This window comes from Selenomonas sp. ND2010, from assembly GCF_000702005.1.
Taxonomy (GTDB): Bacteria; Bacillota; Negativicutes; order Selenomonadales; family Selenomonadaceae; genus Selenomonas_A.
Genome location: NZ_JNKI01000003.1, coordinates 40,413 through 63,761, shown reverse-complemented (window position 1 = coordinate 63,761; position 23,349 = coordinate 40,413). Strand labels below are relative to the sequence as shown.

General features: G+C 49.7%; 21 protein-coding genes. 19 read left to right on the top strand and 2 right to left on the bottom strand.

Features of this window, described 5'->3' with window-relative positions:
* Window positions 1-110: 110 nt before the first annotated feature.
* The 6 genes from T504_RS0103095 to T504_RS0103070 all read left to right on the top strand — a co-directional run bounded on the left by T504_RS0103095 (window position 111) and on the right by T504_RS0103070 (window position 7,223).
* Window positions 111-710 (top strand): cytidylate kinase-like family protein, encoded by a 600-nt coding sequence (locus tag T504_RS0103095; protein WP_033169603.1) that lies wholly within the window; start codon window positions 111-113, stop codon window positions 708-710.
* 18 nt (window positions 711-728) lie between these two features.
* Window positions 729-2,165, top strand: coding sequence for a glycoside-pentoside-hexuronide (GPH):cation symporter (locus tag T504_RS0103090; RefSeq protein ID WP_197018673.1), 1,437 nt, complete (start codon window positions 729-731; stop codon window positions 2,163-2,165).
* Between the two features lie 189 nt (window positions 2,166-2,354).
* A complete protein-coding gene (locus tag T504_RS0103085) occupies window positions 2,355-3,533 on the top strand; it encodes a galactokinase (RefSeq protein ID WP_033169602.1) in 1,179 nt (392 codons plus the stop codon).
* A gap of 81 nt (window positions 3,534-3,614) precedes the next feature.
* Window positions 3,615-4,604 carry a UDP-glucose 4-epimerase GalE gene (gene galE / locus T504_RS0103080; protein WP_033169601.1) on the top strand — a complete coding sequence of 330 codons (990 nt, stop codon included), beginning with the start codon at window positions 3,615-3,617 and terminating at the stop codon, window positions 4,602-4,604.
* A gap of 61 nt (window positions 4,605-4,665) precedes the next feature.
* On the top strand, window positions 4,666-6,174 hold the full coding sequence (galT, locus tag T504_RS0103075; RefSeq protein WP_369793607.1) for a UDP-glucose--hexose-1-phosphate uridylyltransferase: 1,509 nt from the start codon (window positions 4,666-4,668) through the stop codon (window positions 6,172-6,174).
* Window positions 6,175-6,197: 23 nt separating this feature from the next.
* The gene (locus tag T504_RS0103070) at window positions 6,198-7,223 is read left to right on the top strand and encodes a LacI family DNA-binding transcriptional regulator (RefSeq protein WP_033169599.1); all 1,026 of its coding nucleotides are present in this window, start codon (window positions 6,198-6,200) and stop codon (window positions 7,221-7,223) included.
* Window positions 7,224-7,274: 51 nt separating this feature from the next.
* On the opposite strand, the gene T504_RS0103065 is transcribed toward T504_RS0103070, so the two are convergent.
* Window positions 7,275-8,600: a hemolysin family protein gene (locus tag T504_RS0103065; RefSeq protein ID WP_033169598.1), complete on the bottom strand. Its 1,326-nt coding sequence runs from the start codon at window positions 8,598-8,600 to the stop codon at window positions 7,275-7,277.
* Window positions 8,601-8,657: 57 nt separating this feature from the next.
* Complete coding sequence (locus T504_RS0103060; protein ID WP_033169597.1) at window positions 8,658-9,254, bottom strand: BsuPI-related putative proteinase inhibitor; 597 nt, start codon at window positions 9,252-9,254, stop codon at window positions 8,658-8,660.
* 148 nt (window positions 9,255-9,402) lie between these two features.
* Between T504_RS0103060 and ylqF the strand changes: the two genes are divergently transcribed.
* The 13 genes from ylqF (at window position 9,403) to T504_RS0102995 (ending at window position 23,283) form a co-directional block, all read left to right on the top strand.
* Window positions 9,403-10,323: a ribosome biogenesis GTPase YlqF gene (gene ylqF / locus T504_RS0103055; protein WP_033169596.1), complete on the top strand. Its 921-nt coding sequence runs from the start codon at window positions 9,403-9,405 to the stop codon at window positions 10,321-10,323.
* Window positions 10,316-11,092: a ribonuclease HII gene (locus T504_RS0103050; protein ID WP_033169595.1), complete on the top strand. Its 777-nt coding sequence runs from the start codon at window positions 10,316-10,318 to the stop codon at window positions 11,090-11,092. The genes ylqF and T504_RS0103050 overlap by 8 nt, the downstream gene beginning before the upstream one ends.
* A gap of 35 nt (window positions 11,093-11,127) precedes the next feature.
* Window positions 11,128-13,158, top strand: coding sequence for a mediator complex subunit 15 domain-containing protein (locus T504_RS0103045; RefSeq protein WP_033169594.1), 2,031 nt, complete (start codon window positions 11,128-11,130; stop codon window positions 13,156-13,158).
* Between the two features lie 86 nt (window positions 13,159-13,244).
* The gene (locus tag T504_RS0103040) at window positions 13,245-13,577 is read left to right on the top strand and encodes an EscU/YscU/HrcU family type III secretion system export apparatus switch protein (RefSeq protein ID WP_033169593.1); all 333 of its coding nucleotides are present in this window, start codon (window positions 13,245-13,247) and stop codon (window positions 13,575-13,577) included.
* A gap of 23 nt (window positions 13,578-13,600) precedes the next feature.
* Entirely contained in the window at window positions 13,601-13,963 is a 363-nt protein-coding gene (locus T504_RS0103035) for a YraN family protein (RefSeq protein WP_033169592.1), read from the top strand.
* A gap of 14 nt (window positions 13,964-13,977) precedes the next feature.
* Window positions 13,978-15,507: a YifB family Mg chelatase-like AAA ATPase gene (locus T504_RS0103030; protein ID WP_033169591.1), complete on the top strand. Its 1,530-nt coding sequence runs from the start codon at window positions 13,978-13,980 to the stop codon at window positions 15,505-15,507.
* A gap of 181 nt (window positions 15,508-15,688) precedes the next feature.
* The gene (gene priA / locus T504_RS0103025; protein ID WP_033169715.1) at window positions 15,689-18,130 is read left to right on the top strand and encodes a primosomal protein N'; all 2,442 of its coding nucleotides are present in this window, start codon (window positions 15,689-15,691) and stop codon (window positions 18,128-18,130) included.
* A 21-nt stretch (window positions 18,131-18,151) separates the two neighbouring features.
* Complete coding sequence (locus tag T504_RS0103020) at window positions 18,152-18,844, top strand: DNA alkylation repair protein (protein WP_033169590.1); 693 nt, start codon at window positions 18,152-18,154, stop codon at window positions 18,842-18,844.
* 73 nt (window positions 18,845-18,917) lie between these two features.
* Window positions 18,918-19,208 (top strand): Asp-tRNA(Asn)/Glu-tRNA(Gln) amidotransferase subunit GatC, encoded by a 291-nt coding sequence (gene gatC, locus T504_RS0103015; protein ID WP_033169589.1) that lies wholly within the window; start codon window positions 18,918-18,920, stop codon window positions 19,206-19,208.
* 17 nt (window positions 19,209-19,225) lie between these two features.
* A complete protein-coding gene (gene gatA / locus T504_RS0103010; protein ID WP_033169588.1) occupies window positions 19,226-20,695 on the top strand; it encodes an Asp-tRNA(Asn)/Glu-tRNA(Gln) amidotransferase subunit GatA in 1,470 nt (489 codons plus the stop codon).
* A complete protein-coding gene (gene gatB / locus T504_RS0103005) occupies window positions 20,695-22,134 on the top strand; it encodes an Asp-tRNA(Asn)/Glu-tRNA(Gln) amidotransferase subunit GatB (RefSeq protein ID WP_033169587.1) in 1,440 nt (479 codons plus the stop codon). Before gatA ends, gatB begins: the two co-directional genes overlap by 1 nt.
* Before the next feature lie 64 nt (window positions 22,135-22,198).
* On the top strand, window positions 22,199-22,606 hold the full coding sequence (locus tag T504_RS0103000) for a PaaI family thioesterase (RefSeq protein ID WP_033169586.1): 408 nt from the start codon (window positions 22,199-22,201) through the stop codon (window positions 22,604-22,606).
* A gap of 17 nt (window positions 22,607-22,623) precedes the next feature.
* The gene (locus T504_RS0102995) at window positions 22,624-23,283 is read left to right on the top strand and encodes an HAD family hydrolase (RefSeq protein ID WP_033169585.1); all 660 of its coding nucleotides are present in this window, start codon (window positions 22,624-22,626) and stop codon (window positions 23,281-23,283) included.
* Window positions 23,284-23,349 lie beyond the last annotated feature (66 nt).

Below are 23,349 nucleotides of genomic sequence, written 5' to 3'. Positions count from 1 at the left end.
GAAATCGTTTGCTATTGATTCATGCGGAACAGTGTGAATCAATAGAACGATATTTATTTTGAAAACTTTAGAAAACGTTTACATAGTAAGCGTGTGAGGGGGAATATGGTATGGAAAACACAATAATTACCATCAGTCGTCAATATGGTGCTGGTGGCAGGGAACTGGCGGGGATTCTGGCGCGGAAGCTCGACTTAAAGTTATACGATCGTCAGATTGTGCATATAGCTGCTGCAAAAATGGGGATTGATGATTTGCGGGAAGAAGAGCTGCTCGAAATGGAAAATCAAGTGAAGCCTTTAGCTTTGAATTTTATTCCCTTCCATTCCTTTGGCACCCACATGGGAAGCAGCAGCCAGGAGATGTTCATGAGTGAATCGGCAGCAATCCGGAAAATCGCTAAAGATGGCCCGTGTATATTCTTGGGGCGCAGCGCAGATTATGTTTTACGAAAATTGGATAATGTTTTTTCGGTTTTTGTTTGTGCTGACGATGATTTTCGCGAGAAACGCGGCCGTGAGGTCTACGATGGCAAGAGTCTGAAAGAACTAGATGCAGAGGATGCGAAACGTGCCCGATATTATAACTACTATACAGGACGTACCTGGGGGGATGGTGCTAATTATGATTTGGTGGTAAATACCAGTTCTGGGGATTTGGAAAAGATGGCAGAGGCTTTGATTGCCTATATGCGTGTGATGAAGGGTTGAATTTAGGAGGTTGTGATTATGGAAGCAGTAATGTCGCAGGAAAAGAAAAACAATATATGGCCGCGAATTGCTTATGCTTGCGGTACCTTTGGGCATGATGTATTTTATGCTATGCTGGCAACCTATTTTATGATTTTTGTAACCAGCAACTTATTTTCATCCAATAATCCCAGTCAGGATGCATATATGATAGGTGTAGTTACGACGATTATTATGGTACTGCGCGTAGCAGAGCTTTTTATCGATCCATTCATGGGGAATATCATTGATAAGACCAAAACTCGTTGGGGGCGTTTTAAGCCATGGGTTATCGTTGGTGCATTTGTAGCAGCGATTACGTTGGCGATGTTGTTTACGGATTTTGGTGGACTTACGGTTTCCAATCCAACCTTGTATTTGATTCTTTTTGCTATAGTATACTTCGTTATGGATGTGTTTTATTCGGCCAAGGATGTGGCGATATGGTCGATGATTCCGGCGTTGTCCTTTGATTCCCGCGAGCGTGAGATCACAGCAACGGTTGCTCGTATTGGTTCGGTGTTTGGTGGACAGCTGGTTACCATCATGGTCATGCCGATTGTATTGTATTTTTCTGTCAATTCAAATGGTGGTGCCGGTGATCCGCAGGGATGGTTCGCGTTTGCTTGCATTGGTGGCGGTATTGCCACTTTGGGTGCTATTATTCTTGGCTTAGGAACGAAAGAACAGGATTCGGCTTTGCGGGAAAACAAAGTAGATACTTCGTTTCGAGATGTTTTTAAAGTGTTGGCAAAAAATGACCAGCTTTTGTGGATTGCCTGTGCTTATCTGATTTTTGGCTTGGGACAGAATATTGTCAATAACTTCAACCTGTATTACTTCATCTATGTGATTGGGGATGCTGCTAAGTTTTCTATTTTAGGTATTATCAATGTCGTGATTGGTTTGATGGCAGTTGCACTGTTTCCACTGCTTACGACGAAATTTAGCCGCCGGAACTTGTTCTTCAGTTCGTTGGGAATTATGATGGCTTCGTTGATTTTGTATGCGTTATCTGGTACAAACGTATGGTTAGCACTTACAGCTGCTGGACTTTTCGCTTTGCCGCAACCGCTGATTTTCTTGGTTGTGTTGATGACGATCACCGATTCGGTAGAATATGGTCAGTTGAAGCTTGGGCATCGTGATGAAGCAGTATGTTTGTGTGTTCGTCCTTTGGTAGATAAACTTTCTGGGGCAATTACTGGCGGTATCGTTGGCCTGACTGCGGTATGGGTAGGAATGACCGGTGGTGCTTCAGCTGCAGATATTACAACTGGTGGGTTGTTGAAATTCCAGCTCGTCATGTTTGCCATTCCGGTGGTATTGCTGATATTGGCTGCCATTGTTTACCGTAAAAAAGTAACACTGACGGAAGAAGAACACGCTCATATTGTAGAAGAGTTGGAGGAAAAGTGGGAAGATATCAATAAGTAAGTTGGAAGAGTGGATGCGATAGGAGCATCAATTTTTAGAAAACGTTTACAAAATAGCTTGACAAGCAAAAGGTTCAAAGGTAAACTAAGTGATAAAGAGTGGTGCAGCTTTTGCTACGAAGTTAAAAAGTTGCACCAAATTTTCCGGCAAATAAGAAAACGTTTACATACATAATGAGGAGGAAGAATCATGGAAAAGGAAATCTTAGAAAAAATGCAGGCAGAGTTTTCTAAAATATTTGGTTCGAAAGAGACGCGGCTTTATTTTTCGCCGGGGCGGGTGAATTTGATTGGCGAGCATACAGATTATAATGGCGGGCATGTTTTCCCTTGTGCGATTTCGTTGGGGACTTATGCGTTGGTAGCAGATCGTCAGGACGATAAAACCAGAATGTTTTCGTTGAACTTAGCCGATCGGGGCGTGATGGAGTTCCCGATGTCCGGTCTCACTTACGACAAGAGCAAGGATTGGGCGAATTACCCGATGGGAGTTGTGAAGGTCTTTGAGGATGCTGGTTATAAAGCTTCGCATGGTTTTGATATTTTGATATATGGGACATTGCCCAATGGCTCCGGTTTGTCGTCTTCAGCTTCCTTGGAGGTTTTGACAGCGCTTATCTTAAATGATGCATTTGCCTTTGGGTTGGATATGGTGACGATGGTTAAACTTTCGCAGAAGGCAGAAAATACTTTTGTCGGTGTTAATTGCGGCATCATGGATCAGTTTGCTGTTGGCATGGGGCGGAAGGATTGTGCAATCTTGCTCGATTGCAATACGTTGGAGTATCGGTATAGCAAAATCGCATTGACTGGTGCCAGCATCGTCATTGCCAATACCAACAAGCCGCACAGTTTAGCATCAAGTGCTTATAATGTGCGGCGTGCACAGTGTGAACATGCTTTGAATGAATTGAGGGAAGTAAGACCGGATTTACATGCTTTGGGAGAACTTAGCAACGAAGCGTTCAATCAGTTGGCTGGGGCGATTTCCGAACCCCTGGAACGGCAGCGCGCACGCCATGCGGTAATGGAGAATAACCGTACCTTGGCAGCGGTTGAGGCATTGGAAGCAAAGGATGTCGCAAGGTTTGGCAAGCTGATGAATGAATCGCATTATTCGCTGCGTGATGATTATGATGTTACAGGCCGTGAACTTGATACGCTGGCAGAACTGGCATGGCAGGTGGATGGCGTTATCGGTTCGCGGATGACTGGTGCTGGTTTTGGCGGGTGTACCGTAAGTTTGGTAAAAGATGAAGCCATTGAAGCGTTCAAGGAGAAAGTCGGAAAAGCGTATACGGAGAAGATTGGCTATGCGCCAAGCTTCTATGTGGCAAATATTGCAGATGGTACGCATCGGGTGAAATGATAGAAACAAATATAGTAAACGCATAGAAAAGATGGTAAAATAGAAAGCGATTTCTGTTTGATAAAAAAGGAGCGCATGAATATGTCAATTCTTGTATGTGGCGGTGCTGGATATATTGGTTCTCACGCCGTACATCAGTTGGTGGCAAAAGGAGAAGATGTTGTCATCGTCGATAATCTGCAAACGGGCCATCGTGATGCCTTGAATCCGAAGGCAAAGTTTTATGAAGGAGATATTCGTGAGGCAGAGGTTCTGGATAAGATTTTTACCGAGAACCAAATCGATGCGGTTATCCATTTTGCCGCTAATTCGCTGGTAGGCGAAAGCATGGAAAAACCCCTGAAGTATTTCAACAACAATGTATATGGTATGCAGGTGCTGCTGGAAGCGATGGTTCGCCATAAGGTGGATAAGATAGTATTTTCTTCTACCGCTGCAGTTTATGGCGAACCGAAGCGCATTCCCATTCTCGAAGAGGATGAAACCTGCCCGACCAATACCTATGGGGAAAGCAAGCTTACCATGGAGAAAATGATGAAATGGGTTAGCCGTGCGAATGGCATCCGTTATGTTTCGTTGCGTTATTTCAATGCAGCTGGCGCGTTGGATGATGGTTCTATCGGGGAAGATCACAGCCCGGAAACGCATTTGATTCCGCTGATTTTGCAGGTCCCCTTAGGGAAGCGCGATCACATTACGATTTTTGGTGATGACTACGCTACGCCGGATGGAACTTGCCTGCGAGATTATATTCATGTTATTGATTTGGCCGATGCGCATGTACTGGCGTTGGAATACCTGCGTCAGGGCGGTGAAAGCAATATTTTCAATCTGGGCAATGGCCAGGGCTTTTCGGTCAAAGAAATGATTGAAGCAGCCAAAGAGGCTACAGGCAAAGACATCAAGGTGGAAATGGGCAGCCGCCGTGCCGGCGACCCAGCGCAGTTGATCGCCTCTAGTGAAAAGGCGCGGAATATTTTGGGGTGGAACCCTCGTTATACCGATGTGCGCCAGGTTATTGGCACGGCTTGGACCTGGCACCAGAAGCATCCAAATGGCTATGAAAAATAAAACGGTTTATCCGTTAGCCTGATGGCTGCCACCTTTCTTGGGAAAGGGCGAAAGGAAGATAATAGTGACTATCAATACAGAAATCAATCGCCTGCTGAACTTCGCTAAGCAGCGCGGTCTTATCAGCGAAGAGGATTATTATTACAGTGCAAATTTACTGCTGGACGTTTTGCATGTCAGTGAATTTGTGCCGGAAGAGATAAACGAAACTTTAGAAACGGCTGCACCGATACTGGCGTCTATGCTGGATTTTGCGGTGCAGGAAGGACTTATCGAAGATACGGTTTGTCAGCGGGATCTGTTCGATACCCGCCTGATGAATTGTGTGATGCCGCGGCCTTCCGAGGTGGTACGCAAATTCCAGGAGGATTATGCGCGGGCACCGAAGGCGGCAACGGACAATTTTTATAAGATGAGTATTGCCGCCAATTATATCCGCAAAGATAGGATCGATAAGAATCTGAAATGGCAGACGCCCACGGAATACGGTAAGCTGGATATAACCATCAATCTTTCGAAGCCAGAAAAGGATCCCCAGGATATCGCCAAGGCGAAGCTGGTACCGTCGAGTGCTTATCCGCAGTGCCTATTGTGCCGGGAAAATGAAGGATTTGCCGGTCATGCCGGGCATCCAGCCAGACAAACGCATCGGTTGATTCCGTTGCGGCTCGCATCGCATCGTTGGTTTTTGCAGTATTCTCCGTATACCTATTACAACGAGCATTGTATCGTGTTGAATCGCAAACATACGCCGATGAAGGTGAATCGCAAAACCTTTGAAAATCTGCTGGATTTTGTAACGATTTTTCCGCATTATTTCCTCGGTTCCAATGCCGATTTGCCAATAGTAGGCGGCTCGATTCTTTCCCATGATCATTATCAAGGTGGACGTTATGATTTTGCTATGGCCAAGGCTCCCGTGGAAAAGGTGTATGTGGCCGCTGATTTTCCCAAGGTGAAAATCGGTCGGGTTAAGTGGCCAATGGCAACGGTCCGGTTGACTGGAGAGGATCGGGAGGAACTCGTATGCTTGGCGGATAAAATCCTTACCAAGTGGCGTTCTTATCGTGATGAAAGTGTAGGGATATTGCCATTTTCCGATGGACAGCCCCATAACACCATTACGCCAATTGCTCGCCGCCGTGGATCTGGGTATGAGTTGGATTTGGTTTTGCGCAACAACCGGACCAGTTCAGAACATCCTTTGGGGATTTTTCATCCGCATGCCGAGGTGCATCATATCAAGAAGGAAAATATCGGTCTCATTGAGGTGATGGGACTGGCAGTATTGCCGGCACGGTTAAAACAGGAGATGCAGCAGCTCGGGCAGGAATTGGTCAAGGGAACCGGTGATGTTTCGGGAATTGCTGAGCTGGCAAAACATGCGGAGTGGTATCAAATGCTACGCGAAAAATATCCGGAAGTCACGCAGGAGCAGGTGACAGAAATCCTGCAGGCAGAAATCGGCAGGGTTTTTGCTACGGTGCTTACGCATGCGGGGGTCTTTAAGCGTGATGCGCAGGGGATGGCAGCTTTCGATACGTTTATGCAAACCGTTTCTGAGGATTGAGGTGCCGAAGAAAGCAGGTCGTTATGGAAGAGAAGAAACAGGCCACGATTGTGGATGTAGCTAAGGCTGCTGGGGTGTCGGTGGCGACAGTATCACGAGTGGTGAATGGCAACTATCCGGTAAAGCGCGAGACTCAGGAAAAAGTCAAAGCAGCAATCAACAGCCTTAATTATGTGCCGAATGTGCAGGCACGCGAACTGAATACTCGGAAATCGACCACGATTGGGGTTGTGGTTCCAGGTCTTCACAATATGTTTTTTGCTGAGGTAATCGATGGCATTGAGGAGGCCGTTCGACAGGTAGGGTTCTCATTTTTGTTGAATTGTGCCAAGAATGACCCCAAGCAGGAAAGCCAAGCAATCAATGCTTTGGTGGCCCGCAACGTGTCTGGGATTATTGTCATCAGTCCGAATACCAAAAATATCAAGGAAAGCTTCTACGAAAAATTAGTAGAACGAGTACCTTTGGTATTTATCAATGGATACCATCGGATCAATGGCGTGTCCTATGTAGGAAATGATGAGCAGCTCGGCTGCAAAACGGCCTTGGACTATCTGCAGGGATTAGGGCATAAACGCATCCTATTCGTGCGGGGCGATAATTCCGATTCGTATGACATCAAAGAGGAAACATATCGGCAAGTCATGACGGAAGACAGCAATACCGCTGAGGCGTATATTGTGAATATTGGAGAAGGTAATGGCGTTGATACCGTGGATGCCACGATGGCAGTGCTGGTGAAAAAACTGCCCCAATTAAAGCCGACGGCCATTTTCTGTTGCAACGATTTGATGGCGGTAGGTGCTTTGAACGCTTGCAAGCGATTGGGATTGTCCGTGCCTCAGGATATCTCCATTATGGGCTATGACAATATCGCCTTGTCGCGGTTAGTGGAACCAAAGCTTACCACCATGGACCAAAATATGTTCCAGCTGGGAGAAAGTGCAGCCAAACTACTGATTGAAACGATTCGTGGGGGGAAAAGCAAACGCATTCTGCTCGACAACGTTCTGGTGGTACGGGATACCACTGGTGAAGTTTCCCGATAAAAATGACCAGCTCTTGTGGTTATCGCCGCAAGAGCTGGTCTATTTTTATCGTTATTTTGTGGTTCGTTCGGTGGGATTCGTTGCAGTGGGAATTTTGGTTATCATGATTTTATCAATTCGCGCGCGGTCCATATCGACGACTTCAAAGGTAAAGCCGTTCCAGTCCTTCTTTTCTCCGGCTTTGGGAATGTAGCCAAAGTAGGAGGTGAGAAAGCCACCCATCGTCTGATAATGGTCGTGGTCTTCATCGGGAAGTTCGTCAATGGCAAAGCGTTCCTTGAAATCGTCGATGGAATAAAGCCCGTCAACCAGCCAGGAGTTTTCGTCCCGTACCGTAAGCTGAACGGGGTCTGGTTCGCCGGTAGCGTGCGTATCACTGATGATTTCCTGCAGGATGTCATCCATGGTCAAAAAGCCAATGACTCCACCATATTCGTCCAGCACCATAGCTTCGTGGGTGCCGCTCTCCCGAAATTGTTCCAACACACGGAAGGTTTCCATGGAGCGTGGTACGAAGAGGGGCTTGCGGATGTAGTTGGATAGATCAAGGGGCTTCCGCTCGAGGGTGGCATTGAGTAAATCCTTCGCATAAAGGATGCCGCAGAAGTCATCGAGACTGTCGCGGCCGACAGGAAAGACATCCTGATGATTCTCGCGAATCAGCCGCAGATTATGTTTCAAGGAATCGGAAAGGTCGAGCCAGAGCATCTGTGTGCGTGGCGTCATCAGGGCATAGGCGGTTTGGTCGCTCATGTGGAAAATGCGGTCCACCATAGCCTGCTCGGTCTTTTCAAAGGTACCATCCTCCGTGCCCTGCTCGATAAGGTCTTTGACTTCGTCTTCGGTGACGGTATCGTCAAATTTGGGGTTGATGCCAAAAATCAGCAAGATGAGATTGGCGGACCCGGAGAGTAGTGAAATGAAGGGGTTGGTCAAATTCGTGATGATTTCCAGTGTGTGATGGTATTTTAGCAGTACGGTTTCTGGATTTTGAATCGCAGCTTTTTTCGGCAGAAATTCACTGAACAGCAACGTGATATACGTCATGATAATAAGGGAAAAAATCAGGGCAATAAGCCATCCATGCGGCAGAAACGTCAAGTAATTTGCTAAAAATGGCGCAAGAAAGACACCGGTGCAAAGACCAGTCAAAATACTGGTAAACGTAATACCGACTTGGCATAATGACAGCATCGGCTCAGGATTTTCAAGAATCAGCAGCGAGGCCTTGGCATGAGAATTTCCGTCTTCCTGAAGCTTTTCGAGACGACCGCGATGACTTTCGGTGATGGCGGTTTCAATTAGGGAAAAGAAGCCATTGGCTATTAATAAAAAAATTAATGATACGAACAGTAAGCCTGCTTGGGAACTATCCAATGAATCATACACATCCTTTGTTTATACTATCTGTTTAGTATATCATAGAATTGCTGGTCAGTCATCATAAACCCAGCGTCCGTTGCCAAGAATAATTCCTCCGTGGATGACGGCAGGACTCGAGCCGGCAGCTGAACGGGTGGGAAGATTGGTGGAAATCACATAGGGAGTATCGACCAGCCAAGCAGTGACGAGAACGGCATCATCTTTAATCTTGCGATAGGCTTTGCGGTCAAGTTCTGCCTGGTAAACTTCGTTCTGATGGGCGGCAATGGTTGATGTAGTCAGGGACTGCGTGAAGGCCATGCCGTCCGACCAGCGGTAGAGCGCTTTGCCATTTTTGTCTAAAATGGCAAAGTCGTAGATTTGTCCATTGCGATGAGAAATCGTATAGGGGGTATCGCTGATGTTGGTGATTTTTAGCTCCATCATCAGGCGTCCGTGCCGGTCTTCTACCGTAAGTTCTTCGGCAAGTTTGTCCGCACGGAAGGCAGCGTAAGTTTTGCTGGGAGAAGCGCTTTTGCTGCTGCCACCAGTGGGGATGGAAATGCCGATGCCTGTTCCTACCCCGGCAGACACTGGAACGGCGGCAGTACCTATAAGGCAGATAGCTGCCGTGGAAACTGCGAAAAATTTTACGAGATGCTTGCGCATAACAATCACTCCTTAGTATTATTATCGTTGCATGTGTCCAAAAGATTAAATGGAAATTGGTGTCAAGAAAGAAAAGCGGACACTGCTTGCAAGGATATTGTATAATAGAAGCATTAAAACTTGAAAACGAAATCGGAGGATATATTGTATGACGGATAACGATACGCGGAAGGACATCCCGACGCTGCAGTGGTTTCCGGGCCACATGAAAAAGGCCCAGCGACTTATCGAGGAAAATCTTAAGCTCGTGGATGTGGTCATTGAACTGCTCGATGCACGTATCCCGGCAAGTTCGGCGAATCCGATGTTGGCGGAAATCATCAAAGATAAGCCGCGGATGATAGCGCTCAACAAGGCGGATTTAGCGGACAGCCGCAGTACGAAAGAATGGTTGGAGTATTTCCGTGGACAGGGAATTATGGCTGTGGCAATCGATTCGGTCAAGGGCAAGGGTATGAAACAGTTGGTAAGAGCAGCAGAGGATTTGGCTCGCCCCAAAACAGAAAAATTCGTTTCTAAAGGGGCGAAAGCTCGTGCTGCCCGCTGTATGATTCTGGGCATCCCAAACGTAGGCAAGTCATCGCTTATCAATCGCTTGGCTGGTGCCGTAAAGGCCAAGGCGGCCAATCAGCCAGGCGTTACACGGGCGAAACAGTGGATTAAGATTGGCAGCAATCTCGACTTGTTGGATACGCCGGGTATTCTCTGGCCGAAGTTTGAAGACCAGACTGTTGGTTTGAAACTGGCCTTCACGGGAGCGATCAATGATGATATTTATGATCGCGAACAGGTGACAGCGCTCTTATTAGCATCCCTTCGTCAGAATTATCCAGAGCGTTTGGTCGAGCGGTTTAAGTTCAAGGGGGAAATGCCAACGGATGGCTTGGACCTTTTGGAGGCTGTTGGCCGTAAGCGGGGATGCTTGGTAAAAGGTGGCATTGTGGATTTGGAAAAGGCGCAGAATATTGTCTTGAATGAATTCCGTGCGGGCAAACTCGGATTAGTTACGTTGGATGGGGTTCCAGCAGGCAAGGCAGAACAGCAGGAGGCAGAAAAAAACATTGAATGATTTGGCAAATTATACGATAAAAGATATAGAGGGATTTTTTGCTGAAGGCAACGTGAATGAAGAATTTCTGGCAGCTTGTGCGGTTGATAAACGCAAAGCTGTGGGAAGACTAGTGAAACGCTATGAACGGGAGCAGCAGGACCGCGCACGCGTGGCGGAAATGTATGCGTTTGAACATATAGCAATGGATGAAGGGGTTGAATTGGTGGCTGGAGTCGATGAAGCAGGCCGTGGCCCCTTGGCAGGACCTGTTTCGGTCGCGGCGGTCATTCTGCCCCGCGATCTATATTTACCGAAAATCAATGATTCCAAAAAGATTTCGGCTAAGGTTCGTGAGGAGCTTTTTGAAGAAATCCAGGATAAAGCGCTGGCGATTGGTACAGCCTTGATTGATGCCCAAACCATTGATCGGGTAAATATCTATCAGGCGACTATTAATGGCATGTACGAGTCGATTTTTATGTTGAAACCTCAGCCACAAAAAGTGCTTATCGATGCGGTGAAGCTGGATAATCTTCCGATGGCCTCGGAATCTATCATCAAGGGTGATGCAAGGTCGGCTTCGATTGCGGCAGCTTCTATTATTGCGAAGGTTACGCGAGACCGTTTGATGGATGCCTATGATAAACAGTATCCGGAGTATGGTTTTGCGCAGCATAAAGGATATGGTACCGCGCAGCACCTGGAGGCGTTGAAAAAATACGGACCATGCCCGATTCATCGTATGTCCTTCGAACCAATCCGCTCGCTGGTTAATGGTAGGGAGTAAAAAACTCAGTCTATGGATAAAGGTGTGTGAAAGCGATGCCAATGGAAACGTCTATGAATATAGGAATCCGCCCCGTCGACCGTCCTCAGTCTACTGGCAGTACCGAAGGCGTTTCTCGCCGCGAAGATGGAGGCGGCTCGTCTGCTGCGTTTAGTCCGAAAACGAATGTGTCGATAAAAAATGCTGTAGATGATATGGCAGGACTGCTGTCGAAAATTGCCAGCAATCAGACCGAAGCCGTCGATAAGATGCCGGAGGATTTGCAAAAAGTCATTCAAAATGTCTTAAAGCAGGCCTTTTCGCTGGAGGAAACCATGGGGCAAGGGTTGGGGAGTACCCTTGAAAGTCAACGGTTTTCTATGGACCAATTGTCAGCGCTTTCTCGGATGCTTTCGCAGCTGGGGAATATGGCAGAAAAGGGAATGCCGATTGAGGTCAGTGATGAGTTGCGGGCGTTGCTGACAAATTTAAAGGCAATGGTGTCAGCTGAAAGTGGTTCGTCGCTGGAACCCGTGCTTTTGACAAAGGCTGCTTTTGAACTGCTCGACAATAAAAGTTTTTCGGAATTGCCCAAGGAAGTTCAGGAACTCTTGTTAGCGCTACAGCCACAAGGGCAGACCGTGGCAATGAATCCTGGCGGGGAAAGTTCGCTGGCGTTTTTGAAGCAATTGGTTCAGTACTTTATGCCACGGCCGGCTGCTGAGAGCGGGCAGGCACAACAAAACCAGCAAATGCCACAGCCGCAAACACAGCAGGGCGCGAACGGTCAGCCTGGACAGAATAGAGCATTGCCAGGGCAGCAGACTGTTGGGCAGGAAACTGTGGGACAGAAAAATGCGGCAGCACGGACGCAAAATGCGGCGTTGACAAGTCAAAATTTGACTAGTCAACAAGCGGGAAGACAAATGGGAAATAATCCTGCTGTGCCGCAAAATCAGCAGCTCCCGCAGGGGCAAAGCAGTTCATCCAGCCCGCAAGGACAGGCGGGGCAGCCTGGACAGACGGGGACGCAGGGACAGCCGGCGCAGTCCAGTGCCCAGCAGGCGGGCTTTTCGCAGGGCCAGCCGCCAGCCCAGACGGGCGGCCAACCGGCACCAACGGGGCAGCCGGCGGGAAATATGCCGTCGGGGCAAAATGCCAACGGAACTTTGCCGGGCCAAACGGGGCAGAATCCGGAGGCGGCAGAAAAGAATCCGACCTTTGCGAATCGAAATGGGGAGAACGCACCGGGCAGGATGCCCGGTCAGCAGGAGAATCCTGCGATGGCACAGAAATCAGCGGGAAACTTTCAGCAGGCAGCAATCCAGCAGGCTAAGTCGCAGCTCATGAGTCAGACCATGGAAAATACACAGCAGGCCATGAATACGATGAAGGACTTGGCGCAGCTGTTGATGAAGAATACGGAAATGAGTCAGCGCGATATGGTGCTGTTACAGAATTTTGTTAATGGCAGAAATGGTACGCTTAGTGAACAGGATGCGAAACAATTGCAGCAGCTCATACGGCTCTGTCAGCAGAATGTGCCGGCAACGGTTCAACAGGCAGCTTATCAGCAGGATATTCCGGATTTGCCGCGGTTGTGGGCGTTTATGCAGCTTTGTGATATGACGATGGCCAAGCGCATGACTGCGCGGCAGTTAAAAAAAGCCGGCAAGGATGTAGCGACCTTTGTCCTTTCGATGCGTAATTCCATGGAAGGCGGAAATTCTGCCGTACAGGGACAGCGATCGCTTAATTTTATGCTTCCTATGTACATGGGGGATGATAGTACTTATCCATCCTATATTCATGTCTATGATGAAAAACAGCCAGACCCCGAGACGGGGGAGCTGAAGAAGGAAACATGGCTGCGTCTCTGTGTCCTTACCGATAACATTGGAGCAGTGGAGCTTACCTGTCGTGTCTATCCGGAAAATCAGCTGGACATGCGCGTGTTTTTCTCCAATCAGGAATCGGCGGAACTCTTCCGTCAGCAGGCTAAGACGCTTCGCGATTCATTGAAGGATTCCGCCTTGAAACTCAAGGAGTTCAAGATTGGAGCGGCTGGGGAACGACGCTTTATGTAAAATAATACCAAACAATGTCCTTGACGAAAGAACAATAGCAACATATAATGATACCGTGAAGGACCACTCAGGCAGGTGATAAGGATATGAAAGAGCGCCATAAGTTACAGGAAGAACCGGAGATAGATCCCAATGTCCCCCAAAAGGCCGTTGCGCTAAAATATGATTTGGAGCGGGACACCGCACCAAGGGTGGTAGCAAAAGGACGGGGGCATGTGGCCGAAAATATCCTGGCGGCAGCACAAGCGAATACGATTCCCGTCTATCAGAATAAAACGTTGGTTAACATGCTGATGGCGCTTGATATCGACCGGGAAATCCCGCCGGAGCTGTACCGGACCATTGCTGAGGTTATGGCTTATGTTTATCGTATCGATAAGAAGGCCAAGCCGAAAACAAAGCCTGAGGGGCATCGCTGATCGAATCGGATGAGAGGTGCGGTATGGACAACAAAGTTCTCGGAAATAAGGGAGAGCAGGCAGCAGCAACGTATCTGACGCAGCATGGCTACCGGATTTGTGCGCGAAATTTTCGTGTGCCTGTTGGTGAGATTGATATCATCGCGGAACGTGACGATGTGCTTGCGTTCGTAGAGGTCAAGACTCGCAGAGGATTGCGGTGTGGGTTTCCCGCCCAGGCGGTCACCTATTATAAACAACAAAAGATTATCCAGACTGCGCGCTGGTATTTGCGGCAGAGACACCTAGAGGATAGGTGTCTCTGCCGTTTTGATGTTATAGAGGTTTATGTGCATAGTGGCGATAAGTGGGAGATTCGTCATATTCCAGGGGCGTTTGAGACCTGATAGGAGGATCGCGTATGTTTGCAAGGACTTATGGAGCGACAACATTTGGGGTAGATGGCCTGATTATCGATGTCGAGGTAGATTCAGCGGCAGGATTACCGGGCTTTAATATTGTTGGCCTGCCTGACGCCTCGGTAAAGGAGTCAAAGGAGCGTGTGCGGACGGCCATTCGCAATAGTGGGATTCGTCTGCGGCAAGAGAATGTGACAATCAATCTGGCACCGGCGGATATCCGCAAGGATGGATCGGGGCTGGATCTTCCCATTGCTGTGGGATTGTTGGCAGCCTATGGTGTGCTTCCGCAATCTGGCCTAAAAAAGAGTTTGTTTGTAGCCGAGCTTTCCCTTGAGGGAGAATGCCGTGGCGTTCATGGAATTCTGCCGATGGCGATCAAAGCCAGGGAAAGTGGTATAACGGAACTCTTTGTCGCAAAGGATAATGTCAATGAGGCTCTGTTGGTGGATGGAATTCGAGTCTATGCGTTAGATAATTTGCAGCAGCTCGTGCAGTTCCTGAATGGAAGCGAAGCTATGGAACCGGCACAGGCTGTTGCAGTGACACAAAAGCAAGTTGAGGTGCCTGGCGATGATTTTGCTGATGTTCAGGGGCAGTATCAGGCAAAACGAGCACTCGAGATTGCTGCGGCCGGTGGTCATAATGTCTTGATGGTTGGCGTGCCAGGGGCTGGCAAGACGATGCTGGCCCGCCGTGTCAGTACGATACTGCCGGCTTTGTCGAAAGAAGAAGCGTTAGAAGTTACGAAAATCTACAGCATCGCTGGACTGCTGCCGCATAATGGTGGTCTCATAACCCAAAGACCCTATCGAAGTCCGCATCATACCGCTTCCATGACGGCAATGGTAGGTGGAGGCAGTATTCCACGCCCAGGGGAAGTGACGCTCGCGCATCATGGCGTGCTGTTTTTGGATGAGCTGCCAGAATTTAGCAAAAAAACTCTGGAAGTTTTACGGGAACCGATTGAAGATCAGAAAATAACGGTGGCTCGTATCCATGCGACGATTACTTATCCGGCTTCGTTTATCCTTTTGACCAGCTTGAATCCCTGTCCCTGTGGATTTAGAGGGGATCCGGATCATGACTGTTCGTGTACACCGGCTGAGATCAAGCGTTATATGCGCCGGATTTCGGGGCCTTTGCTTGACCGTATCGATATCCATATTCGGGTACAACGAGTAAAATATGACGAACTATCCTCGAAAAAGAAGGCGGAATCCTCTGCGGTGATTCGTGCGCGTGTCGAAAATGCTCGCCAAATTCAACGGCAAAGACTTAAACCGTATGGATTATTTTGCAATGCCCAGATGACACATGCGATTATTCGCAAAGAGTGTCCGCTTGTGCCGGAGGCACAGCAATTGTTAAAGCAGGCATTTTTGCGCTTGACGTTGTCAGCCCGTTCCTATGACCGGATTATCAAAGTGGCTAGAACGATTGCCGATTTAGCCGGTGATAAGGAGATAGGAGCGTCGCATATCGCAGAAGCAATTCAGCTTAGAAATGATCTTGGTCTTGTAGGGGATTAGGCCTTTGGCTGTCGACAAAATCTGAACAACGGCGTTAGAACTCGGAAGAAGATGCTTCCTTCCTCGTTGAAACGCTAAGCGGAAGTTTTGCCTGTGGCAAAACTAGAACAACGGCGTTATAATAAAAAGCGCTAAATGATAGAACGGATGAAGGATTTTTATATTTTGGATGGTGCAGAAGATGTTGACGGCAAGCGTATTTGTAAATATCCCCGTAAAGAGCATAGCCAAGGCGTATACGTATAGCGTGCCAGCGGAGCTTTCCTTTTTGGATGCAGGCTGGCGCGTTTTTGTGCCGTTTGGCGGACGTAAGGTGGAAGGATTTATCTTATCCGTAGAAGAAAAAAACGAAGCAGAACTTTCCGGGATAAAGTTAAAGCCGATTCAAGCAGCGGTAGATGAGGAAGGGTGGTTCACGCCGGCGATGATTAAGGCGGCTAAGTGGCTGGCTGATTTCTATCTTTGCTCGCTAGCGGAGATGATGCGGCTTTTTATGCCAGGCAAGAGCGGCCTGAAAATCACGGTACAGTATGAAGCCGTGGAAAAAGAGCGGGAGCACATCCTTTTGCAGATGCCGATGTATCGCGCAGTTTATCAGCATCTGCTGACAGAGGGGCCGCAGGGGCGAAATGCCATTGCCAAGGCATTGCCGGAGCTCAAGGACGAATTGCCAGCTGTCTTGGATAAGCTTGTGCAGTACAAGGTACTACAGAAGGATTATGCGGCGCAGAAGCGTGATAATGCCCGCTATGAAAAGCTCGTCGTTTTGACCGGTCAATTGACCGGTCAAATCCGGGAGGATTACAAGCGCAAGAAAGCCCAGCTTCATCTGCTGGAATTATTGGCAGAAGCTCCGGAACAGACGTTGTCGATGGCTGCCCTTAAAGCGGCGAAAGTGTCTTCAGCAACGGTCAAAAATCTGACGGAAGCAGGACTGGCAGAAATCCGCCAGCGCCGTGTGCTGCGGGATAGCTATGGCGATGTGCAGGTGGCACGTCATTCCGTCGAATTGACCGAGGAACAGTCGGCGGCAGTGCAGGCCATGGAACTGGTGTTATCCGCGCGTGAGTATAAAGGTTTCCTGCTCAAGGGGGTCACGGGCAGTGGCAAGACGCAAGTCTATATCGAGATGGCCGAGCGCACACGGAAGCTCGGGCGTCAGGTCATCGTGCTCGTTCCGGAAATCGCTTTGACCGGTCAAGTCGTCATGGCGTTTAAGGCATACTTTCCAGAAGATATCGTCGTCATGCACAGCCGGCTGTCACTGGCCGAACGCAACGATGCAATCCTGCGCGTGCGCCGCGGTGACGCTGGCATCATTATCGGCGCGCGCTCGGCGCTCTTTACGCCAGCAGAAGATATTGGTCTCATCATCATGGATGAGGAACAGGATATGTCGTATAAGCAGGATGAGTCGCCACGCTATCATGCCCGTGTGGTGGCAGAAGAACTCGCGCGGATTCATCAAGGCCTGCTGCTCTTGGGCAGTGCGACCCCGTCGCTGGAATCGTACCATCGGGCAAAGACCGGTGAGCTTACGCTGTTGACGATGACCAAGCGCATTGGTGATTTACCGTTGCCGAAGGTCGCTTGTGTGGATATGCGTCAGGAACTTCGCCTGGGCAATCGTCATATTATGTCGCGTTCGTTGCAGCATCTCATCGAGCAGACAATCGCGAAACGCCAGCAGCTCATCATCATGCTCAATCGCCGCGGCTTTTCGACATTTGTCATGTGCCGTTCATGCGGGGAAGTCATTAAATGCAAACTTTGCGGCCTGCCGCTGGTCTATCATCAGGGACATGGCGGCAGGCCGGGGAAACTTGCCTGTCATCACTGCGATGTGGCTGAACCGATTCCCGATACCTGTCCGAAGTGCGGCAGCCGCTATATCAAATATTTTGGTTCCGGTACTGAGAAGCTTGAGCAGGAACTTCATCAGATCGTGCCGTCGGCGCGCGTCATCCGCATGGACCGCGATACGACGAATACGAAGTTTGCGCATCAGGAAATTCTCGCGAAGTTCCGCCGTCAGGAATACGATATCCTGCTTGGTACGCAGATGGTGGCCAAGGGACACGATATTCCCAATGTCACGGCAGTCGGCATTATAAGCGCGGATTCCAGTCTCAATCTGCCCGACTTCCGGGCGGCTGAGCGCTGTTTCATGCTTATCACGCAGACGGCCGGCCGCGCTGGCCGTCATACGGAGCAGGGGCGCGTCATCATCCAGACCTACAATCCGCAGCATTATGCGGTCACTTGTGGCATTGCTCAGGATTATGAAGGTTTTTATGCGCAGGAGCTGGCTTTGCGGCAGCAGCTATTCTATCCGCCCTACAGCCGGCTGGTCAAGCTTTTATATCAGAATGAGGAGGAGCAGGTTGCGCGCAGTGGCGCTGCGGAACTTATCGCGGCGTTTAATCAGCGGTTTCGGGGCGATAAAAAACAGCAGATTATCGGCCCGTCGCCCGCTGTAATCGCGCGTTTGCGAGGCATCTACCGGTTCGTCGTGCTCATAAAGACCGCAGACCTTCCGGCCGTGCAGGCCTTCCTGCGGGAACAGGGATTGCACTTGCGTACCGATGTGGCTATTGATATCGATCCGATAACTATGTTGTAAGCTTTGTGAAAAGGAGCTATCATGACTAGGACGAAGATTCAGCAAAAACTCTTTGCCTTACAGGATAAAACGTATCAGGCATTTAGTGCGAAACTAATCCCCACCGTGCCGTTGGAAAAAATCATCGGTGTGCGGACGCCGGCTTTGCGGCAGCTCGCCAAAGAAGTGCTGGCAGAGGGAGGGTATGAAGAATTTTTAAAAGCACTTCCGCATGAGTACCAGGAAGAAAATCAGCTGCATGCGTTTATCCTGGCGGAAAGCAAGGATTTTGAAGCGTGTATGGCTGGGGTTAGGGCATTCCTTCCTTATGTGGATAATTGGGCTACCTGTGACCAGCTGTCCCCCAAGGTGTTTCGAAAGCATCGGCTGGAACTTTTGGAACAGATAAAGCGGTGGCTCAAATCGGATAAAATTTATACCGTGCGCTTTGCCATCGGCATGCTGATGGTGCATTTCCTCGATGCGGATTTCAATCCGTCTTATTTGGAAATGGCAGCGAAAATTCGCTCGGAGGAATACTATATCAATATGATGATTGCCTGGTATTTTGCGACTGCGTTGGCCAAGCAGTATGAGGAAGCGCTGCCCGTCATCGAAAACAAGCAGCTCGCGCCCTGGACGCATAACAAGGCCATCCAAAAGGCCTGCGAAAGCCGACGGGTAAGTGCCGCACATAAAGAGCATCTGCGGACGCTGAAAATCAAAACCTTTTAGCCGGTCTGTATTTGTGATATACTAGTAGGGTATTTTTTTATGCAAACAATTAACATCTATGGATGGTGAGAAAATGAAAGTTACTAAAGAAGACTTGCAGAACGTGGCCGTTCTTTCCCGCCTCGCAATTGCGGAGGAGCAGGAGGAGAAGTATCTGGGCCAGCTCGATAAGATCCTGACGTATATGGATAATCTGTCGGCGCTTGACACGAAAGACGTCAAGCCGACTACTTATGCCCTGCCGATGCAGAACGTGTTCCGTGAGGACGTGGTAAAAGAGTCCCTTGACCGTGAGGCTGCTCTTGCCAACGCACCACTCAAGGAAGACGGCTATTTCAAGGTACCGAAGGTACTCGAGGACTAAGCAGGGGAGGAACGAACGTGAGATTATATGAGAAACCGGCGCATGTCCTCCATGACATGCTCGTGAATAAAGAGATTACGGCCGTAGCACTGACCGAAGATGTCCTGGCACGCATCGATGAAGTCGAGGGCGATGTCAAGGCATACCTCACCATCACGCGCGATGAGGCACTGGCACAGGCGAAGGCTGTCGACGAAAAGATTGCCAATGGTGAGGAGATTTCCTTCCTCGAAGGTATTCCGGGCGCAATCAAGGACAACATCTGCACCAAGGGTATCAAGACGACGTGCGCATCGAAAATCCTGGAGAACTTCGTGCCGCCTTATGATGCTACGGCTATGACGAAAATCAAGGCGCAGAATCCGGTCATCCTCGGCAAACTCAACATGGATGAGTTCGCCATGGGCGGTTCGACGGAGAACTCCGCCTATCATCCGACCTGCAATCCGTGGAATACGGACTGCGTGCCGGGTGGTTCCTCGGGCGGCAGTGCGGCTTCGGTTGCCGCTGGTACGTCCATCTGGGCGTTGGGCTCCGATACGGGTGGGTCGATTCGCCAGCCGGCATCCTTCTGCGGTGTCGTCGGCATGAAGCCGACCTATGGCCGCGTTTCCCGCTATGGTCTCGTTGCCTATGCTTCGTCGCTGGACCAGATTGGCCCGCTGACGCGCGATGTTACGGACTGCGCCAATATCCTCAACATCATCTGCGGTCATGACGAGATGGACTCCACGTCGAGTGAGGCAGAGGTTCCCGATTTTACCAAGGCCCTCGTGGAGGACGTCAAAGGCCTGAAAATCGGTCTGCCGAAAGAGTATTTTGTCGATGGCATGGATCCGGAAGTTGAAAAGACCGTCCGGGCCGCTATCGAGAAATACAAAGAGCTGGGCGCAGAAATCGTCGAGATTTCCCTGCCGCATACGAAATATGCCATTTCGGCCTACTATCTGATTGCACCGGCTGAGGCGGCTACGAATCTGCAGCGCTACGATGGCGTAAGCTATGGCGAGCGCGTCGAGAGCGACGACCTGGTCGGCATGATGACGAAGACCCGTACGGAAAAATTCGGCGAAGAAGTCAAACGCCGCATTGTCATCGGCAACTACGCCCTGTCGGCTGGTTATTACGATGCCTACTACCTCAAAGCTATGAAAGTCCGCACGCTGGTACAGCAGGACTACAATGAAGCCTTCCAGAAAGTCGATGTCATCATGGCACCGACGGCACCGACGCCGGCCTTCAAGATTGGCGAGATGGTTTCGGATCCGCTGCAGATGTACCTGCAGGATGCCTGCACGGTTCCTTTGAACCTCGCTGGCTTGCCGGGCATGTCGATCCCGTGTGGTTACAGCAGCCAGGGGATGCCGATTGGCCTGCAGATCATCGGCAAGGCGCTCGATGAGGAAACCATCATCCGTGCTGCCTACACGTATGAGCAGAGCCAGAACTACCACAACGAGATGGCCAAGCTGGGAGGTAACAACTGATGAAATACGAAGCCGTAATCGGTCTTGAAATACATTGTGAACTGAAAACCAATACGAAAATCTTCTGTGGCTGTGCCACGACCTTCGGTGCGGATCAGAATACTCATGTCTGCCCGGTCTGCCTTGGCATGCCAGGCGTACTGCCGACCATCAACAAGCGCGTCGTAGAATTCGGTATCAAGGCTGGTCTTGCTACGAACTGCGAAATCAACAAGTACAGCAAGTTTGATCGCAAGAACTACTACTATCCGGACCTGCCGAAAAACTGGCAGACGTCTCAGTACGACCTGCCGATTGCTGAGCATGGCTGGGTCGATATCGATGTCGAGGGCAAGAAAAAACGCATCCGCCTGACGCGTATCCACATGGAGGAAGATGCGGGCAAGCTCGTTCACTCGGGAACGACCATCAAGGATTCGTCCTCGTCAAACGTTGACTACAACCGTACCGGTGTACCTCTCCTCGAGATTGTCTCCGAGCCGGATATGAGCTCGGCGGAAGAAGCGCGTGCCTACATGGAGAAAATCAAATCCATCATGGAGTACATCGATGTTTCCAACTGCCGCATGGAGGAGGGCAACCTGCGTGCTGACATCAACGTTTCCCTGCGTCCGGTCGGCTCCAAGGAGCTCGGCACCCGTACGGAGATGAAAAACATCAACTCCTTCAAGAACCTCGAAGATGCTATCAACTACGAGATTGAGCGTCAGGAAGAGGTTCTCGAGGATGGCGGACATATCGTACAGGAAACCCGTACGTTTGACCCAGCTCGCGGCATCACGCTTTCCATGCGCAGCAAGGAAAATGCGCATGACTACCGCTATATGCCGGAGCCGGACCTGCCGCCAATCGTCACGAGCGAGGAGACCATCGAGAAGTACCGCAGCGAGCTGCCGGAGCTCCCGGATGCCCGCCGTGCCCGTCTCGAGAGCGAATACGGCTTGTCGGATTACGATGCCGGCATCATCACGAGCTCACGTGCAATGGCTGAGTATTTCGATGCTGTCATCGCTGAGGGCGCTGACCCGAAACTGGCCGCTAACTGGATTATGGGCGACCTTTCCAAGGAACTCAACGCCGCTGGTATCGACATCAGCAAATCCCCGGTTGACGCGAAACGCCTGGGCGAAATGATTCAGCTGATCATGAAAGATACGATTTCCGGTAAGATTGCGAAGAAAGTCTTCAAGGAAATGTGGACGAATCCGGACAGCCCGGAAAAAATCGTCAAGGACAAGGGCCTCGTACAGATTACCGATACGAAAGCCATCGAAGGCATTGTCGATGAAGTTATCGCCAATAACCAGAAGGCTGTTGACGACTACAAGGGCGGCAACAAGAAAGCCATCGGCGCGCTTGTCGGTCAGGTCATGAAGGCCTCGAAGGGCAAAGCCAACCCGCAGATGGTCAACAAACTGCTGGCCGAGAAACTGAACTGACATAACTTGGAATATCAGCCTTCCCTGCGGGGAAGGCGTATTCTATTTTAGAAAGGAGAACACCATGCCAAGCTTGAAAGAAAAATTGCCAGGAGAAACCTATTGCTTTGCCTGCGGCCCGGATAATCCCATCGGTTTGCATCTCGATTTCCATTTTGCCGAGGAAAAGTATGTGGCCGAAAAGACCCTGCCGCACGAATATCAGAGCTATGAAGGAGTCGTGCATGGCGGTATTGTCACGACGATGCTGGACGAAGCTATGGGCGGCTATCTCTATTCGGCCGGGGAAAAGGCGGTAACGGCGCGGCTTGATGTGCGCTATCGTAAACCGACGCCGGTGGGGGAGCAGCTCGTGATTACGGGCTGGGAAGAATCGCGCCGCGGCAGCTTTGTCAACATGAAGGCGACGATTGCCCTGGCGGATGGCACGGTTACCGCCGAGGGGACGGCTAAGATGGCATTGGTGGACTGAGAAAAAGAGGCGATACCATGAAGTATAAAGCAGCAATCTTTGATTTGGACGGCACGCTTATTGATTCGCTGGCAGATTTAGGCGACAGTGCCAATGAAATGCTGGCAAGCTACGGGTTTCCCGCGCATACCATTGAGGAATACCGTTATTTTGTCGGCAATGGCTCGCGCAAGCTTATCGAGCGCTGCCTGCCGCAGGACAAAGCCAAGGATTCTTCCTTTGTCGATGAAGCGTTGGCACGCTATAAGGCCTGCTATGACAAAAACTTGACGCACAAGACAAAGTGTTATGCCGGCATTGCGGAAATGCTCCAGACGTTGCAGGAAAAAAACATTCCGCTGGGAATATGTACCAATAAGCATCAGTCGGCGGCGGACGAAGTCTGCCAAAAACTTTTGGCAAAGCATACCTTTGTGGAAATCATCGGCGATCGCCCGGGCTTGCCACGCAAGCCAGATCCGCAAAAGGTGCTCGCAATTGCGGACAAGATGGGCGTCAAGCCAGTGGAGGTCGCCTACTTCGGCGATACGAGCGTTGATATGGAGACCGCTCGCAACGCAGGCTTTTTGCCCGTTGGCGTAACTTGGGGCTTCCGTCCGCGGAAGGAGCTCGTGGAAACCGGCGCCAAAGTGCTATTGGATACCCCAATGGAGCTTTTTGCAAAGCTGGAATTTTAAGCAGGATTGAAAGAAAGAGGCTTTTAACAGATGAAATAAAGTTATAAATAGTTATAAAATATTCTT

Coding starts and splice junctions, on each gene's coding strand:
- gatC (WP_033169589.1), top strand. CDS start 18,918: ATGAAAGTTACTAAAGAAGACTTGCAGAACGTGGCCGTTCTTTCCCGC.
- T504_RS0103000 (WP_033169586.1), top strand. CDS start 22,199: ATGCCAAGCTTGAAAGAAAAATTGCCAGGAGAAACCTATTGCTTTGCC.
- ylqF (WP_033169596.1), top strand. CDS start 9,403: ATGACGGATAACGATACGCGGAAGGACATCCCGACGCTGCAGTGGTTT.
- T504_RS0103095 (WP_033169603.1), top strand. CDS start 111: ATGGAAAACACAATAATTACCATCAGTCGTCAATATGGTGCTGGTGGC.
- T504_RS0103045 (WP_033169594.1), top strand. CDS start 11,128: ATGCCAATGGAAACGTCTATGAATATAGGAATCCGCCCCGTCGACCGT.
- T504_RS0103030 (WP_033169591.1), top strand. CDS start 13,978: ATGTTTGCAAGGACTTATGGAGCGACAACATTTGGGGTAGATGGCCTG.
- T504_RS0103070 (WP_033169599.1), top strand. CDS start 6,198: ATGGAAGAGAAGAAACAGGCCACGATTGTGGATGTAGCTAAGGCTGCT.
- T504_RS0103085 (WP_033169602.1), top strand. CDS start 2,355: ATGGAAAAGGAAATCTTAGAAAAAATGCAGGCAGAGTTTTCTAAAATA.
- T504_RS0103090 (WP_197018673.1), top strand. CDS start 729: ATGGAAGCAGTAATGTCGCAGGAAAAGAAAAACAATATATGGCCGCGA.
- priA (WP_033169715.1), top strand. CDS start 15,689: ATGTTGACGGCAAGCGTATTTGTAAATATCCCCGTAAAGAGCATAGCC.
- galE (WP_033169601.1), top strand. CDS start 3,615: ATGTCAATTCTTGTATGTGGCGGTGCTGGATATATTGGTTCTCACGCC.
- T504_RS0103060 (WP_033169597.1), bottom strand. CDS start 9,254: ATGCGCAAGCATCTCGTAAAATTTTTCGCAGTTTCCACGGCAGCTATC.
- T504_RS0102995 (WP_033169585.1), top strand. CDS start 22,624: ATGAAGTATAAAGCAGCAATCTTTGATTTGGACGGCACGCTTATTGAT.
- T504_RS0103040 (WP_033169593.1), top strand. CDS start 13,245: ATGAAAGAGCGCCATAAGTTACAGGAAGAACCGGAGATAGATCCCAAT.
- T504_RS0103035 (WP_033169592.1), top strand. CDS start 13,601: ATGGACAACAAAGTTCTCGGAAATAAGGGAGAGCAGGCAGCAGCAACG.
- gatB (WP_033169587.1), top strand. CDS start 20,695: ATGAAATACGAAGCCGTAATCGGTCTTGAAATACATTGTGAACTGAAA.
- T504_RS0103020 (WP_033169590.1), top strand. CDS start 18,152: ATGACTAGGACGAAGATTCAGCAAAAACTCTTTGCCTTACAGGATAAA.